General features: G+C 72.4%; 14 protein-coding genes. 6 read left to right on the forward strand and 8 right to left on the reverse strand.

What is annotated here, in order from left to right:
- Positions 1 to 2 precede the first annotated feature (2 nt).
- Positions 3 to 1,835 carry an ABC1 kinase family protein gene (locus WFI16_RS10040; protein WP_419897690.1) on the reverse strand — a complete coding sequence of 611 codons (1,833 nt, stop codon included), beginning with the start codon at positions 1,833 to 1,835 and terminating at the stop codon, positions 3 to 5.
- A 173-nt stretch (positions 1,836 to 2,008) separates the two neighbouring features.
- On the opposite strand from WFI16_RS10040, the gene WFI16_RS10045 reads away from it, so the two are divergent.
- Positions 2,009 to 3,343 (forward strand): cytochrome P450, encoded by a 1,335-nt coding sequence (locus WFI16_RS10045; RefSeq protein ID WP_419897691.1) that lies wholly within the window; start codon positions 2,009 to 2,011, stop codon positions 3,341 to 3,343.
- A gap of 61 nt (positions 3,344 to 3,404) precedes the next feature.
- Positions 3,405 to 3,818 carry a hypothetical protein gene (locus WFI16_RS10050; protein WP_419897692.1) on the forward strand — a complete coding sequence of 138 codons (414 nt, stop codon included), beginning with the start codon at positions 3,405 to 3,407 and terminating at the stop codon, positions 3,816 to 3,818.
- A 22-nt stretch (positions 3,819 to 3,840) separates the two neighbouring features.
- Here WFI16_RS10050 and WFI16_RS10055 read toward each other — a convergent pair whose 3' ends face one another.
- Entirely contained in the window at positions 3,841 to 4,581 is a 741-nt protein-coding gene (locus WFI16_RS10055) for a LysR substrate-binding domain-containing protein (protein ID WP_419897693.1), read from the reverse strand.
- 62 nt (positions 4,582 to 4,643) lie between these two features.
- The gene (locus tag WFI16_RS10060; protein ID WP_419897694.1) at positions 4,644 to 5,417 is read right to left on the reverse strand and encodes an SDR family NAD(P)-dependent oxidoreductase; all 774 of its coding nucleotides are present in this window, start codon (positions 5,415 to 5,417) and stop codon (positions 4,644 to 4,646) included.
- Positions 5,418 to 5,545: 128 nt separating this feature from the next.
- Between WFI16_RS10060 and WFI16_RS10065 the strand changes: the two genes are divergently transcribed.
- Positions 5,546 to 6,100 carry a sugar O-acetyltransferase gene (locus tag WFI16_RS10065; RefSeq protein WP_419897695.1) on the forward strand — a complete coding sequence of 185 codons (555 nt, stop codon included), beginning with the start codon at positions 5,546 to 5,548 and terminating at the stop codon, positions 6,098 to 6,100.
- Positions 6,101 to 6,120: 20 nt separating this feature from the next.
- On the opposite strand, the gene WFI16_RS10070 is transcribed toward WFI16_RS10065, so the two are convergent.
- Positions 6,121 to 7,662 carry a cation:proton antiporter gene (locus WFI16_RS10070; protein WP_419897696.1) on the reverse strand — a complete coding sequence of 514 codons (1,542 nt, stop codon included), beginning with the start codon at positions 7,660 to 7,662 and terminating at the stop codon, positions 6,121 to 6,123.
- Between the two features lie 167 nt (positions 7,663 to 7,829).
- Here WFI16_RS10070 and WFI16_RS10075 point away from each other — a divergent pair, with 167 nt between their 5' ends.
- Complete coding sequence (locus tag WFI16_RS10075) at positions 7,830 to 8,615, forward strand: phosphodiesterase (RefSeq protein ID WP_419897697.1); 786 nt, start codon at positions 7,830 to 7,832, stop codon at positions 8,613 to 8,615.
- A 1-nt stretch (position 8,616) separates the two neighbouring features.
- Here WFI16_RS10075 and WFI16_RS10080 read toward each other — a convergent pair whose 3' ends face one another.
- Entirely contained in the window at positions 8,617 to 9,234 is a 618-nt protein-coding gene (locus WFI16_RS10080; protein WP_419897698.1) for a pyridoxamine 5'-phosphate oxidase family protein, read from the reverse strand.
- Between the two features lie 97 nt (positions 9,235 to 9,331).
- Here WFI16_RS10080 and WFI16_RS10085 point away from each other — a divergent pair, with 97 nt between their 5' ends.
- Complete coding sequence (locus WFI16_RS10085; RefSeq protein WP_419897699.1) at positions 9,332 to 10,228, forward strand: LysR substrate-binding domain-containing protein; 897 nt, start codon at positions 9,332 to 9,334, stop codon at positions 10,226 to 10,228.
- Positions 10,229 to 10,257: 29 nt separating this feature from the next.
- Here the strand turns inward: WFI16_RS10085 and WFI16_RS10090 are convergent, their stop codons facing one another.
- From WFI16_RS10090 to WFI16_RS10100, 3 genes are all read right to left on the reverse strand, one after another.
- On the reverse strand, positions 10,258 to 11,307 hold the full coding sequence (locus WFI16_RS10090; RefSeq protein ID WP_419897700.1) for a phosphotriesterase family protein: 1,050 nt from the start codon (positions 11,305 to 11,307) through the stop codon (positions 10,258 to 10,260).
- A 29-nt stretch (positions 11,308 to 11,336) separates the two neighbouring features.
- The gene (locus WFI16_RS10095; protein WP_419897701.1) at positions 11,337 to 12,917 is read right to left on the reverse strand and encodes an ABC transporter substrate-binding protein; all 1,581 of its coding nucleotides are present in this window, start codon (positions 12,915 to 12,917) and stop codon (positions 11,337 to 11,339) included.
- Positions 12,918 to 13,002: 85 nt separating this feature from the next.
- On the reverse strand, positions 13,003 to 14,310 hold the full coding sequence (locus tag WFI16_RS10100; RefSeq protein WP_419897702.1) for an aspartate aminotransferase family protein: 1,308 nt from the start codon (positions 14,308 to 14,310) through the stop codon (positions 13,003 to 13,005).
- Positions 14,311 to 14,453: 143 nt separating this feature from the next.
- Here WFI16_RS10100 and WFI16_RS10105 point away from each other — a divergent pair, with 143 nt between their 5' ends.
- Complete coding sequence (locus WFI16_RS10105) at positions 14,454 to 15,200, forward strand: GntR family transcriptional regulator (protein ID WP_419897703.1); 747 nt, start codon at positions 14,454 to 14,456, stop codon at positions 15,198 to 15,200.
- Positions 15,201 to 15,252 lie beyond the last annotated feature (52 nt).

The raw sequence follows: 15,252 nt of genomic DNA on the forward strand, positions 1-15,252 counted from the left end.
GCTCAGTCGCGCCGGGCCAGCTCGCGCTGCACGCGGATCAGCGCGCGCAGCGTCAGGAAGCCGAAGCCGAAGAGCAGCGCCCACCAGAGCGGGCTGATCAGCGGCAGTGGCAGGGTGCCGAGCGGGTTCAGGGTCTCCAGGCCCAGGCTTTCCGCCAGGGCGGGATGGTGCTGCTGCAGATAGGTCATGCCGACCATGGCCATGCCGAGCGCCGCGCCGAGCTTCAGCCCGCGCGCCAGGATGACACCGATGCGCGACACCTTGGACGCCGTCGCCTGCAGCACGATCGCCTGGTTCCGCACGATCTGGCCGATCGCCATGTTGTAGTCGCTGACCTGCGCGACCAGGTTGCCGAGGCCGTCGCGGATGGTGCCCGGCCGCAGCATGCCGCGCAGCCGCCGCGCCGAGGCCTCGGCGAAATAGGCGCGGAACAGCCGGATGTAGTTCATGTCCGGGAACAGCTCGTTCAGCGAGGCATCCATCGTCGCCCAGGCGCGGCCGAGCTTCATCAGGTCCCAGCTTTGCGCCACGCCGTAGCGCGCCAGCACCGAGCCGGCGGCATTGCTGCCGGAGAGCACGTTGCGCTCGTGATAGGGCAGCCCGTCGATATGCACCTTGGCGGCCCAGTCGCGGTAGTTGCGCACCAGCTCGGCGCGCAGTTGCGGCAGGTCGCCGGCGCGGACATTGCTGCAGATCCGCAGCAGCAGGTCGGCCGCCTTAGCGAAGTCCTGGTTGCCCAGCGCCCGCAGCATGCCCTGGTAGATGCCGAGGAACTGCCGGTCGACCGAGCCGACGCTGCCCAGGTCGATCAGCGCGAAGCGGCCGTTGCGCAGCAGGATGATGTTGCCGGGATGCAGGTCGGCATGGAAGAAGTTCTCCTCCATCAGCTGCCGCATGTAGCTGGAGAACAGCCGCTCGCCGACCTCCTCCGGCTCGACGTCGTTCTCGGCGCACCAGCGGCGCACCCGCTCGGGATCGGTCGCGCGGACGCGGATGTAATCCGCCATCATCACGCCCCAGACGCATTCGCTGACCAGGATGCGCGCCGTCGAGGCCTCGCGGAAGACGCGCGGGATCAGCACCTTGTCGTCGCGCAGCAGCTTGCGCATCCGCCGCATGTTGGCGGCCTCGAAGCGGAAGTCGGTCTCCTCGGCGATGATCCGGCGCAGCTCGTCCAGCGCCTCCTCGAGGCGCAGCGCGCGCACCTTGGGGATCAGCCGGGCGACGGCGACGAAGCTGCGCAGCACGGCGAAGTCGCGCTCGAAGACCGCGCGCACGCCGGGCCGCAGCACCTTGACGATGACATCGACATTCGGGTGGCGCAGCCGGCCCAGATGCACCTGGCTGATCGAGGCGGCGGCGAAGGGCACCGGGTTCAGCGTCTCGAACAGCTGCTCGACCCGCCCCTCGCCCAGCTCCTCGCGGATGATGCGCATCGATTCCTCGGGCGGGAAGCCGATGGCGCGGTACTGCAGCCGGTTCATCTCCTCGCAGAACAGCGGGTCGAGCACGTCGGAGCGCAGCGCGATCAGCTGCCCCATCTTCACCCAGAGCCCGCCCAGCCGCTCGAAGATCTCGCGCAGCTCGCGCGCCGCGTCGGCCGCCTCGTACTTGCCAACCAGCTTCCTGGATGCGACCCTCAGCCCATAGCCGAGCAGGGTGCGCGCGATGCGCAGGGTCGCCAGCCGGCCCACCTGCGGCGCCGCCGCGAAGGCGAGGCCGGCGCTGCCGGTGTGCGGAACAAGGTCGGAAGGGCGCAGGTGTTCGGACAGTGCCGAGGTCCTGATCGGGGCCGCCTCCTCGAAGCGCCCCTCCTCCGGCCGCCAGAACCGCATCCGGCGCCGGCGCGGCGGAGCGCCAATCCCAGCGCCAATCTGAGCGTCGGTCTCGGCAGCAGTCTCAGGCCCGCCATGCAGGGGCGCCTTCTCCCGGTCATCCTCGGTCACCTGGCTCGGCCCCATCCTTCGCTCGGCGCCGGCAGTATAGACCGGGCCGGCGGCATCGCGCCATGACTGCGGCCCCCGCCCCGGCCGCCCTGCCGCCCGGCCCGCGCCTGGGCTGGCTGCAGGCGGCGCGCTATGTCGCGGCGCCGCATCCGCTGCTGCGCGCCGCCGCGGCCCGCTATGGCGCGGTCTTCACCATCCGCACCGCGCGGCGCTGCGTGATGACCGGCCGGCCGGCGCTGGTGCGGCAGATCTTCTCGGCCCCCGTCGACCAGTATGCGGTCAATACCGAGGCCGGGCCGCGCCGGGTGCTCGGCGCCAATGGCATGGCGCAGCAATCCGGCCGGGCGCTGCGCCGCGACCGCCGGCTGCTGCTGCCGAACTTCCAGGGCGCCGCGCTGACCGGCCTGGCCGGCATGATGCGCGACGCCGCGCTGGAGGTGGCCGAGGGCTGGACCCCCGGCCAGGTGGTGCCGATGCGCGAGGCGGCGCTGGCCATCGCGCTGGACATCATCCTGCGCACCGTCTTCGGCGCCGACACGCCGGCGCAGCGCATCGAGTTCCGCGCCGCGCTGCGCGACTTCGACCACGCCTTCACCCGGCCCGGCTTCCTGCTGTGCTCGGCGCTGCATGTCGAGCAGGAGTGGCTGCCGCCGTTCCGCCGCTTCGCCGCCGCGCGCGGCCGGCTGGAGGGGCTGCTGCGCCAGGCCATTGCCCGCGCCCGCCAGGACGGGCCGGCGCGCGGCGACGTGCTCGGCCGGCTGGTGGCCGCCCGGCACGAGGATGGCAGCGCCATGCCGGAGGCGGCGCTGGTCGACAACCTGATCACCACGGCGATCGCCGGGCACGAGACCTCGGTGGTCTCGCTCTGCTGGGCGCTGCACTGGCTGCACAGCGAGCCCGACTGCCTGGCGCGGCTGCTGGCGGAGCTGGCGCCGCTCGGCCCCGATCCCGATCCGCTGGCGGTCGCTGGCCTGCCCTATCTCGACGCCGTGGTGCGCGAGGTGCTGCGGCTCTGGCCGGCGGTGACCGATGTCAACCGGGTGCTGGCTCGGCCGATGCAGCTGGGCGGCTGGGAGATCCCCGCCGGCATGACGGTGGCGGCCGCCGCGGCGATCCTGCATTACGACCCGGACCTCTATCCCGAGCCCGACCGCTTCCGTCCCGAGCGTTTCCTGGAGACCCGCTTCGCGCCCTGGGAATACATCCCCTTCGGCGGTGGCGAACGGCTCTGCCCCGGCGCGCAGTTCTCGATCTTCGAGCTGAAGCTGCTGCTCGGCGTGCTGCTGGCGCGCTGCCGCTTCACCGCCCTCGCCCCGGGCGACCCGCGGCCGAAGCGCGTCGGCTTCCTGGTCTCGCCGCGCGATGGCGTGCCGCTGCGCTACGAGGGCCGTCGCTGAGCGGCGCGGATCGGGCGGTCCGGTGATTTCCCCACCGGCCGATGCGCCCTAGGATGCCGGCATGGACATCGCCACCTCACCGCTGGTCGCGCGGATCGACAGCCGGCTGGACCGGCTCGACCTGACCGCCGAGGCCGCCTTCACCCAGGCCGGCCTGGCCCCGGACCTGCTGGAGAAGCTGCGCCAGGGCAAGGCGCCGGTGCCGCGTGGGCCCCGGCTGCAGCGGCTGGCCGAGGCGCTCGGCACCTCGGTCGCCTATCTGGTCGGGCTGGACCCGGATGCGGTGCCGCCGGCCGAGCTGCTGCAGGATGACCAGGCCAGCCTCGGCCTGCTGGCCGGCGACGAGGAGGCCCTGCTGCGCGCCTATCGCCGGCTCGATCCGGCGGAGCGGGCGGCGCTGCAGCTGGTGGTGCAGAAGATGGCCGGCCCCGTCCCCGAGGACCCGCCGCCAGCCGGCCGCCGCGCTGCCCGCTGATCCGGGGCCGCCGCCAGGGGTCCTACCGGCTCGCGTCCCGACGCGCCCCGGCCGCTTCGGCGGCGACCAGCGCCAGCAGCCGCTGCAGCGAGGCATCCAGCCGCCGCTGCGGCAGGACGAGCGCCATGCCGAGGCGCGGCAGCCGCGCGCCATCGCTGATGCGGGTCAGGCGGACGCCCTCGCAGCGCTGCTGCGCCGCCGTCGCCGGCAGCAGCGCCGCGCCCTGCCCGGCGGCCACCAGGGCCAGCATGGCGGAGACCCGCTTCGCCTCGCGCGGCGGCGCCAGGGCGATGCCGGCCGCCGCGAAAGCCTGCAGGATGCCGCCATGCAGCCGCGGCGCCTGGGCCGCCGGGAACAGGATGCAGCCGCGCCGCGCCAACCCGGCCAGTGTTGTCCTGTCCAGCGTCGTCCCCTCCCCGGCATCGGCGGGCAGCACGGCCAGCAGCGGCTCCGAGGGCAGCGGCAGCAGCCGCAGCGCCGGATGGATGCAGGCGGGCTGCGGCAGCAGGCCGAGATCGAGGCGGCCTTCCTCCAGCGCGACCAGCGCCTCGGCCGGGCTGAATTCGAGCAGGCGCGGCCGGGCCTGCGGCTGCACCTGGCGCAGCAGGCGCAGCAGGGCCGGCAAGTGGCGGTGCAGGCCGAGCGGGGTGAAGCCGATGCGCAGCTCGCCGCCCGGCGCCGCGGCCGCACCGCAGGCCAGCCGCGGCGCGGGCAGCAGCGAGGCCGGCAGGACAGGCAGGCGCGGCAGGGACAGCGGCAGCATGGCGCGCAGCCTAGCAGATCAGCCGCAGCGTGGCAGGGGTCGACTGGGCTCCGGGGCGGCGCTCAGGCGCCCGGCGGCAGCCCCGCGCCGGGCTGCCCGGCTGCGGCAAAGCGCGGCGTGCGCAGGCCGGCGGTCTCGCCGCCATCGACGGTGATCACCGCGCCATTGACGTAGCGCGAAGCGTCGGAGAGCAGCCAACAGACCAGCTCGGCGACATCGCCGGCCTCGCCGAGGCGGGCGGCGGGAATGCGCGCCTCCAGCGCCGCGCGCCGCGCCGGATCGGCCAGCACGCGGCCCATCATCTGTGTCGCGATCTGGCCCGGACAGACGGCGTTGAAGCGGACATGCTCGCCATGCTCGAGCGCCAGCGCCTGGGTCAGGCCGATCAGCGCCGCCTTGGAGGCGCAATAGACCGCCAGCCCTTCCTCCCCCTGCCGCCCGGCGACGGAGGAAATGCTCACCACCGAGCCGCGGCCGGCGATTAGGCCCGGCAGCGCCAGGCGCATGAACAGGAAGGCGGAACGGGCATTCACCGCCATCACCTGCTCCCAGTCGGCCAGCTCGGCCTCCAGGAAGGGCTGGCGGCGGCCCATGCCGGCATTGTTGACCAGGCCGGTGAGGCGGCCCTCGCCGGCCGCCATGGCCGCGGCGACGATCCGCTCGATATCGGCGGGATCGGCGACATCGCCGACGACGAAGCGGACGCCGGGCAGCCGGGCGAGCTCGGCTCCCGCGTCACGGTCGCGGCCGGTCGCCAGCACCGGGCGGCCGCTGGCGGCGAGCTGCTCGACGCAGGCGCGGCCGATGCCCTGGGTCGCCCCGGTGACGATGATCATGCCGCTTCTCCCTCTGACATCCACCGATATGATATTTGTTATAACGCTGACGGCAATGCGATTCCCGTGCGGCTTGCGGCCGCTCCCCTGCCCTGGCAGCAAGCCTTGAGCAGGAAGAGGAGGACGCCATGACCGACCCGCGCAGCCAGAAGCAGAGGATGCTGGCCGGCGACCTCTACGTCGCCGAAGGGCCGGAGATCGCCGCCGACAATGCCCGGGCCTCTGGCTGGATGGAGCGCTACAACGCCGCCCGCTGCGCCAGCGCCGCCGAGCGGCTGGCACTGCTGCGCGAGATCATGGGCGCGGTCGGCGACGGGGTGACCATCCGACCGCCCTTCTTCATCGACTATGGCTACAACATCCGCCTCGGCGCCGGCGTCTTCCTGAACTTCAACTGCGTCATCCTGGATGTGGTGCAGGTGACCATCGGCGACGGCACGCAGATCGGCCCCGGCGTGCAGATCCTGACCGCCGACCACCCGCGCGATCCGCGGCAGCGGTCGCAGGGGCTGGAATTCGGCCGGCCCGTCAGCATCGGCCGCAATGTCTGGATCGGCAGCGGCGCGCTGATCCTGCCCGGCGTGACCATCGGCGACGACGCGCTGATCGGGGCCGGCAGCGTGGTGACCCGCGACGTGCCGGCCGGCGCCACCGCCCTCGGCAATCCCGCGCGGCTGCGCTGACCGCTGGCGGGCGTTGCGGCTCAGCCCTCGAGGATCGTCTGCCGGTCGGCAGGGGTGGCCGCCAGCTCGGCCCAGTCGAGCTCCTGTTCCAGCGCATGGAAGACATCGTCGCTGATCCGTCCCGACCGGCGCAGCCCGGCCAGGCAGTCGCGCTTGGCGACGATGGCGGCGCGCTTCAGCGCCTCGATGTCGCGCACCGCGCGCGGGTTCTCGCCGGAGGCCGCAACCTCGCGGGCGGCACGGTATTCGTCGCGCAGCACGGCGGCGGCCTCGCCCTCCGCCGGCAGGACGGCCAGGCCGGCGTCGAGCAGCGCGGTGCGGGCGAAGGCCAGCTCTTCCGACACGCCGTCATCGCCGTGCAGGCCCAGCGCGCGCACCAGCGGCACCAGGGTCAGCCCCTGCAGCACCAGCGTGCCCAGCACCACGCCGAGGGCGCTGATGACGATCGGGTCGCGGCCCGGGAAATCGCCCGGCAGGGCCAGCGCCGCCGCCAGGGTCACCAGGCCGCGCATGCCGCACCAGCCCGCCAGCAGCGACGGCCGCCAGCCCGGCGCCGACACCGGGCCATCGTGCCGGGCGACCAGCCGGGCCAGCGCGCCATAGACGAAGACCCAGGCGACCCGCACCAGGATGACGGCCAGCAGCACCAGCCCGGCCAGCACCAGCGCCTCGCGCAGCGGCGCCGGGTCGAGCCGCAGCAGGATGTCGCGCGCCTGCAGGCCGAGCAGGAAGAAGGCCAGCACGTTCAGCAGGAAGACCGCCGATTCCCAGACCGACGAGGCATGCACCCGCTCGCGCGCGCTGCTGCGGTAGGGCGCGGTATGGGCGATGGTCATGCCATAGACGACCACCGCCAGGATGGCCGAGAGATGCAGCCGCTCGGCGATGATCCAGGTGCCGAAGGTGCCGACGAACTGGAACAGGATGCCGCCCAGCGTGCCCTTCAGCTGCCGCGCCAGCAGCAGGTAGAGCCGCCCGGCCGCGTAGCCGAAGAGCAGCCCGCCCGGCACCGCCGGCGCCAGGTGCAGCAGCAGGGTGGAGAAATCCTCGTCGGGCGCGGCGGCGAGCTCGAGGGCGGCGGCGAGCAGCAGCAGCGCGGCGGCGTCGTTGAACAGGCTCTCGCCCTTCAGCACGGTGACCGTGCTGCGCGGCAGGGCGAGCCGCCCCAGCATGGCGCTGGCCGCCGCCGCGTCCGGCGGCGCCACCACGGCGCCGAGGGCGAGGGCCGCCACCGCCGGCAGCCCGGCCCAGGCCATGCCCAGCCAGGCGACGGCGGCAGCGGTCAGCAGGACGGCCATGACGGCGAGGGCGAGCAGCGGCGCCCAGTGCTGGCGCAGCTCGCGCGGCGGCAGGTCATAGGCGGAATCCAGCAGCGCCGGCGCGATGAACAGGGCGAGCGCCAGCGCCGGGTCGATCGCCACCACCGGCACCGAGGGCAGCGCCGCCACCGCCACGCCCGCCGCCGCCAGCACCGCCGGATAGGGAATGGCCAGGCCACGGGAGAACTGCAGCGCCAGGATGGCGACCAGCATCAGCAGGAGGATATTCTCGAAGAGGATCATGCGACGTGGCCTGCCTTCTGCCCAGCACCTGCCGGGGTAACGCGACAGGCGCCGGATCGGCTGGCGCTTTCCGCCAGGGAAGGCGGGCTCCGGATGGACGACGCCTTGCTTCCCTGGAATGCTGCGCGATCGCGCGAGGGAGGCTTCCCGCGCTGCAGGAGGCCCGCATGTGGATCGCCCAGATCTCCGACCCCCATCTCCGCCCCGAGGGTCTTTTCTACAACGGCGTGCTCGATCCGGCGGCGGCGCTGACCATGGCGGTCGCGCAGATCAACCGGCTGGTGCCGCGGCCTGACCTGGTGCTGCTGACCGGCGACGTGGCCGAGACCGGCAGCGCCGAGGAATATGCCCTGGCGCGCAGGCTGCTCGGCCGGCTGGCGATGCCCTGCCTGGCGATCCCCGGCAACCACGACCTGCGCGAGCCGTTCCGGGACGCCTTCGCCGAGACGCCGCGGCAGGGCCCGCTGCACTACGCCGCCGGGCAGCACGGCGCGGTGCGGGTGGTGGCGCTGGACGTGACCGTGCCGGGGAAGCACCATGGCGAGGCCGATGCCGGGGCGCTGGCCTGGCTGCGCGCGACCCTGGCCGAGGAGCCGGCGCGCCCGACCATCGTCATGCTGCACCAGCCGCCGATCGACAGCGGCATCCCCTATCTCGATGCCTACAACTGCCGCGGGGCCGGCCCGCTGGAAGCGGTGATCCGTGACTTTCCCGCCGTCGAACGGGTGCTCTGCGGCCATGTCCATCGCGGCATGACGCAGCGTTTCGGCGGCACCCTGCTCTGCACCGCGCCGAGCCTGGCCACCGCCATCGCGCTGCGCCCCTATCCGGAGGCCGAGCCCGCCTCCTGGCTCGAGCCGCCCGGCTTCCTGCTGCACCACTGGAACGGCCAGGCGATGCTGACCCATGCGGTGCCGCTCGGCGTCTTCCCCGGCCCCTACGGCTTCGCCTGACCTACCACAGGCTGGTCCGTGCCCGCTCCGGCCATTCGCGGTCATAGGCCTCGCCGCCGACCCGCCCCTCGCTGAGCCGGGCGAGCATCTGGCCGGGCGTCGGCAGGGTCTTGGGATCGACCTGGCTCTCGGCCTGCCACAGCCCGGCGCGGAGGATGGCGCGGGCGCACTGGAAATAGACCTCCTCCACCCGGATCACCATGACGCAGCGCGGCGGCCGGCCCTCGGTGGCGAAGCGCCCCAGCAGCGCCGGATCGGTGTCCAGCTGCGCCCGGCCATTGACCCGCATGGCATTGCCGCTGCCCGGCACCAGGAACATCAGCGCGACGCGTGGATCGCGCACCACGTTGCGCAGGCTGTCGATGCGGTTGTTGCCGCGCCGGTCGGGCAGCAGCAGCGTCTTCGGGTCCTCGACCCAGACCGCCTGGCCGCGATCGCCGCGCGGCGAGCAGTCCATCCCCTCCGGCCCGACGGTGGCCAGGGCCAGGAAGGGCGCGGCCTCAATGAAGCGGCGGTATTCCGGCGTCACATGGTCGGCCACCTTGGCGGTGGAGGCCTCGCCGATCGTCTCCAGGGCGCCATAGATCGCCTCCAGCCCGGCGATGTCGCGGATGATCATCTCTGTCTGTCTCCCTGATCCGGCGGGCGCTCTCTAGACCGCCGGGGGCGGCGCGCCTAATCAGTTCGGCGCCCCGCTTCGTCAGGAAAACTCACGGATGCCGCGCCGCCTGCCCCCGCTCAGCGCGCTGCGCGCCTTCGAGGCCGCCGCCCGGCTGCAATCGGTGACCCGCGCGGCGGCCGAGCTCGGCCGCACCCATGGCGCGGTCAGCCGCCAGCTGCGCCTGCTGCAGGAGGAGGCCGGCGTGGCCCTCTTCGACAAGGCCGGCACCGGGCTGCGGCTGAACGCCCGCGGCGAGGCGCTGCGCCGCCAGGTGGCGGCCGGCCTCGACACGCTGGCGCAGGGCTGGCAGCAGCTGCTGGACGAGGCGCGCGGCCCGGCGATCCATGTCGCCTGCAGCGCCACCTTCGCCATGCGCTGGCTGGTGCCGCATCTGCCCGGCTTCTACCGCGCCCATCCCGGGCTGCGGCTGCGGCTGTCGATGACCTCGGCGCGCGAACTGCGCCACGAGGGCGCCGACCTGGTGATCGCCTGGGACCGCAGCTCCTACCCGCCGGCCGACCAGGCCCGCGCCATCCCGCTGGGCCCGACCGCCTTCGGCCCGGTCTGCCTGCCCGGCTACCCGGTAGAGCCCGGCGCCGCACTGCGGGTGGCGACGCGCATCGCCCACGACTTCACCAGCCGCGCCTGGGATGCCTGGCAGGCGGCCAGCGGCATGACGGTCGAGGCCGCCCAGGAGCTGCGCTTCCCGCATAGCCATCTCTGTCTCGAAGCGGCGCTGGCCGGGCTGGGCGTGGCGCTGATGGAACACCGCCTGGTGTCGGACGAGCTGGCGCAGGGCCGGCTGGTCGCGCCCTGTGGCTTCGCGGCCTTTCCCGAGGGGCTGGCGGCGGTGCCGCTGTCCGACCGCGCGGACTCCGCCGCCGCCTTGGCTTTCCTCTCCTGGATGAAAGAGGAACTGGGCAGCGAAGCCTCGGGCAGGCCGGGGAAATGACTTCCCCTGGCCTGCCCTTGTCTTCTCGATCAGATGAACGTCAGCAGGCGCCGCGGCGTCGCCACCATGATCGCGTCGATCTCCGCCTCGGTGTAGCCGCGGCGGCGCATCAGCGGGATGACCTTCTTGTAGATATGGGCGTAGCCGTGGCCGCCCCATTCGCTCATCTGCACCACGTGGCAGATGTCATGGCTGATCACCACCTGGTCGCCATGGCCACGGTCGATCACCTTGCGGATGTCGCGCAGGCGGCCGGCATCGTTGGGCATGTCGATGTCGATGTTCGGCGCGTAGTAGCAGCTTTCCTGGCCGAACAGGTCCCATTCCAGGATGACGCCGGCATCGGCCAGGCGGAACAGGCGGTCATCGTCGAAGATGGTGCGGTCGATATGGTCGATGATGGTGCGCGACAGGTCGGCGCCGTGCTCGCGCAGGAACTCGACCAGCATCCAGGGATGGTCCTCGTGGCGGGCCGGGTGGATGGTCAGCGCCGCGCCGGTCTCCTGCTGCGCCAGGCAGGCGGCGTGCAGCATCTTCTTCTCGAGGTCGGTCCAGGGCCACTGGCAGCCGATCTCGCCGAGCAGCCCGGCACGCACCTCGGTGCCCCAGGCGCCGAGCTGCACCTGGTCGACCATCTCCTGCGCCAGCACCTCGACGCTGCGATGCTCGTTCGCCGGGTCCTGGTAGTCGTGCACGTAATGGCCGCAGCCCATGACGATCTGCGCGCCGCTGTCGCGCGAGGCCTGGGCCAGGCCGTTCGGGTCGGGCATCAGCCCGCCGATGGTCAGCTCGACGATGGTGCGGCCGCCATGCTGCACCACCTCGGCCGCCGCGCGCGTCGCGGCGCCGACATCGAGCTGCGTGGTGTTGCGGTATTCCTTCAGCGTCGAGGTCTGCAGGTCCCACCAGCGGAACAGGTCGAGATCCTCGGTCGGCGGCGGGTCGCTGCGCAGCGGCGGCGGCGTGATGTTCCAGATCAGATGCTCGTGCATCAGGGTCGAGCCCAGCTCGGCGGGATCGATCAGGCCCAGCACGGTCTGCGCCTTGCCGCGCATCTGGTCGCGGGACAGTCTCGGCATCGCGATGGTTGCTCCGGTTGTCGGGCGCGTCAGCCGCGCCGCACGTTCCACGGGTAGGGCGCCGATCCCTGCAGGAAGCCGCTGAGATCGTTGCGATAGGCGGTGCGCATGAAGAACTGGCCCATCGGGATGATCGGGGCCTGCTCGAAGGATTCGCGCTGGATGGCTTCGGCGATGCGCGCCCGCCCGGCCTCGTCGGGGGCGGAGAGCCAGTCCTCGGCCAGGGCTTCCACCTTGTCGTTGCGGTACCAGCCGAACCAGCCCTTGTCGCCCATGCCGCGCAGCGTCGGGTTGATCGCCGGCGTATAGACCGAGAGGGCGGGCCACCAGGTGTGGAAGACGCTCCAGCCGCCCTGCTCCACCGGGGCGCGGCTGGCGCGGCGCTGCACGACGGAGCCCCAGTCGGTCTCGACCAGCTCGGTGTTGATGCCGAGGCGGGTGAAGAGATCCGCCGTCACCGGGCCCCAGGGCGCCATGCTGGGCAGGTCGGTGGGGCTGATGATCACCACCTTCTCGCCCTTGTAGCCTCCCTCGGCCAGCAACCGCTTGGCGAGGGTGAGGTCGCGCGGCGCCTTCAGCGCCTCGGCGCCGGCCTCGGTGCCATAGGGCGTGCCGCAGGGGAACATCGAGTTGCAGGGGCGGAACAGCTTCGGATCATTGCCGGTGACGGCGCGCATCCAGTCCTCCTGGCTGGCGGCCGAGAGGATGGCGCGGCGCACCGCCGGCTTGTCGAAGGGCGGGTGCAGCGTGTTGAAGCGCAGCGTGCCGATATAGCCGGCGGGATCGTTGATCTCGACCTTGACGTCGCGGTTGCGCGCCAGCAGCGGCACCAGGTCGGGATGCACCTGGTCCCACCAGTCGGCCTCGCCGGTCTGCAGCGCGCTGGCGGCGGTCGAGGCATCCGGGATGATGTGCCATTCGACGCGCTCGAAATGCGCGACCTTGCCGCCGGCGGTGCGCTGCGCCGGCTCCGGGCGCGGCACATAGCCCTCGAACTTCCGGTAGGCGACGCGGCTGCCGGAGACATAGTCGCCGGCGACGAAGCGGTAGGGGCCGCTGCCGACCATCTCGATGATCTGCCGGAAGGCATCGGTCTTCGCCAGCCGCTCCGGCATCATGAAGGGCGGGATGGCCGAGGTCTTGCCCAGCGCCTGCAGCATCAGCGGAAACGGCTTCGTCAGCCGGATGCGGATGGTGCGGTCGTCGGCAGTGCCCCATTCCTCGACGATGCGGGCGAGCGACTGGCCGAAGGTGTCGCGCTTCGACCAGCGCTCCAGGCTGGCGGCGCAGTCGCGGGCCAGCACCGGCGCGCCGTCATGCCAGCGCAGGCCCTCGCGCAGGCGGATCTGCCAGGTCAGGCCGTCATCGGAAACGGTGTGGCCCTCGGCCATCTGCGGCCGCACCTCCAGCGCGTCGTCCTGGCCGTAGAGCGTGTCGAAGACATAGAAGGCGTGGTTCAGGGTGACCGCGGCGGTGGTCCAGATCGGGTCCAGCGAGGTCAGGTTGGCCTGCGGGATGAAGCGCAGCAGGCGGTTGTCGCCGGGGCGGGCGAGCGCCGGACGGGCCAGGCCGGCGGCGGCAAGCCCGGTGAGCAGGGTGCGTCGAAGCATCAGCAGTCTCCGGTGGAGGAAAGCCGTGTGCGTTCCGGGGAGGAAGGAAAAGGCCGGAGGGGAGGTCTCCCCTCGGCCATCTTGCCTAGTTTCTTTGTTGCAGCAGCTCGCGCCGCGCCTCGACGAATTCGCCGACGGCGGCGACGAAGCGGTCGAAGTCGCGCTCGGCGACCGGCAGGCTGAGCGCCACCATGCCGCGGCGGGCGAGATAGATGCCGCTGGCCATCATGTCGAAGAAGAACAGTTCGCGCAGCGCCTCTTCCTCGGCGGTCGCGGCATAGGGCGCTTCCGGCAGCGGGTCGCGGAAATGCACCGTCATCATCGAGCCCATGCCGGTGAAGCCGAAGGGCAGGCCCTTGCCGGTCTCGTTCAGCCGGGCGCGCAGCGCCTCGCCGCGGTCGAACAGCGTCTCGGCCGCTTCGGGCGTGAAGATCTCGCCCATGGCGACATTGCCCGCCGCCATCGACAGGACATTGTTGTTGAAGGTGCCGGCGTGCGGCAGCTTGGCGTCGAACAGCGCCATGACGTCGTCGCGGCCGCCGAAGGCGCCGAAGCTCATGCCGCCGGCGATGTACTTGCCGAGCGCCGTCATGTCGGGCGTGATGCCCAGGCGCTGCTGCACGCCGCCGCCCGACATGCGCGAGGTCATTACCTCGTCGAAGATCAGCAGGGCGCCGGTCTCGTCGGCGAGGTCGCGCAGCAGCCGCAGGAAATCGGCCCGCGCCGGGATGCAGCCGCCGCCGCCCAGCATCGGCTCGATAATGATGGCGGCGAGGTCGGCGGCGTTGTCGCGCGCGACCTTCGTCGCATCGGCCGCATCATTGTAGTTCGCCATAACGAAGGGCAGCGGCAGGGTGGCGGCGCTGGGCCCGGCCAGCGGGAAGGTCAGCACGCCGCCATGATAGCCGCCGCGGAACACCATGCAGGTCCTGCGGCCGGTGAAGGCGCGGGCGGCGGTCTGGGCCATCAGATTGGCCTCGGTGCCGCTGTTGGTGAAGCGCACCTTCTGCAGCGACGGGAAGCGGCCGCAGAGCAGCTCGGCCAGCTTCACCTCGCCCTCGCCCACCGCGGCGAGGTTGGTGCCGCGCTTCAGCACCGCATGCAGCGCGTCATGGATGCGCGGCTCGGAATGGCCGAACAGGCCGGCAGTGTATTCGCCGCAGAGGTCGAGATATTGGCGCCCGTCCAGGTCCCAGAGCCGGCAGTCCTCGCCGCGCGTCATCGCCGTCGGGAAGGGCCCATAGGCCAGCACCGAGCGGGTATTGCCGCCGGGCATGACGGCCAGCGCCTTCTCGTGCAGATCGGCGCTTTTCGGGCGGGCGGCGGTGTAGAGCGCGCGCGCCTCGGCCACGGCGCTGGCCAGGTCGCTGTTGCGGCGGAGCACGGCGCTCATGCGCGGCCTCCGCAACCGGGAGTGGAGAGGCGGCAGGCGGATTTGTCTGTCATCGGCGCGCGCTTGGCTCCAGGATCGGCAGGCTGGCGAGGGCGGTCATACTCATTCCGCCATCTTGAATCGGACGGTATCGTGATCACAAAATGACGGCAATGCTTATCTCGACGATTCCCGACACCGCCGATCCCGCTGGCCTTCCGCTGGAGGAACAGACCTATCGCCGGCTGCGCCAGGCGCTGATGGAAGGCGTCTTCGCCCCCGGCGACAAGCTGTCGATCCGCCGCATCGCCGAGGCGCTGGGCACCAGCCCGATGCCGGCGCGCACCGCGCTGCGCCGGCTGGCGGCGGAGCAGGCGGTCGATGTCATGCCCTCGGGCACCGCCATCGTGCCGCGGCTGACGCGCGCCGCCTTCCAGGAGATGGCGGCGATCCGCGCCGCGCTGGAGCCGCTGGCGATCCGCCTGGCCGCGCCCCGCCTCACCGCGCCGGCGCTGCAGCAACTGCAGGCGCTGCTGGATGAGCATGCGGCGGCGCGCGCCAGCAGCCAGCCGGAAGACTTCCTGCGCGTCGACCGCGACTTCCTCTTCGCGCTGTATCGCGCCGCCGGGGCGCCGACCCTGCTCGGCATGATCGAGGCGCTGTGGCTGCGGCGTGGCCCGCTGTTCTGGGAGGCGCGCTGGGTGCTGATGGCCCGCCCCGCCGAGGCGGCGCACCGCCACGCCCAGATCCTGGCGGCGCTGCAGCGCGGCGATGGCGAGGCGGCGGCGGGCGAGCTGGAGACGGAGATCACCGCGGCCACCGGCTTCCTGCTGGCCGAGATGCGCTTCGCCGGCGACCCGCCGCCGGGCGGGCTGGCGGCGCTGCCGGGCAAGCGGCGCGCGGCCCGCTAGCCAAAGCCGCTGCGGCAACGGGCAGACTGTCCAAGGCCTCGCCATGGATTGA

This window comes from Roseomonas sp. USHLN139, from assembly GCF_037145735.1.
In the GTDB taxonomy this organism is placed as follows: Bacteria; Pseudomonadota; Alphaproteobacteria; order Acetobacterales; family Acetobacteraceae; genus Pseudoroseomonas.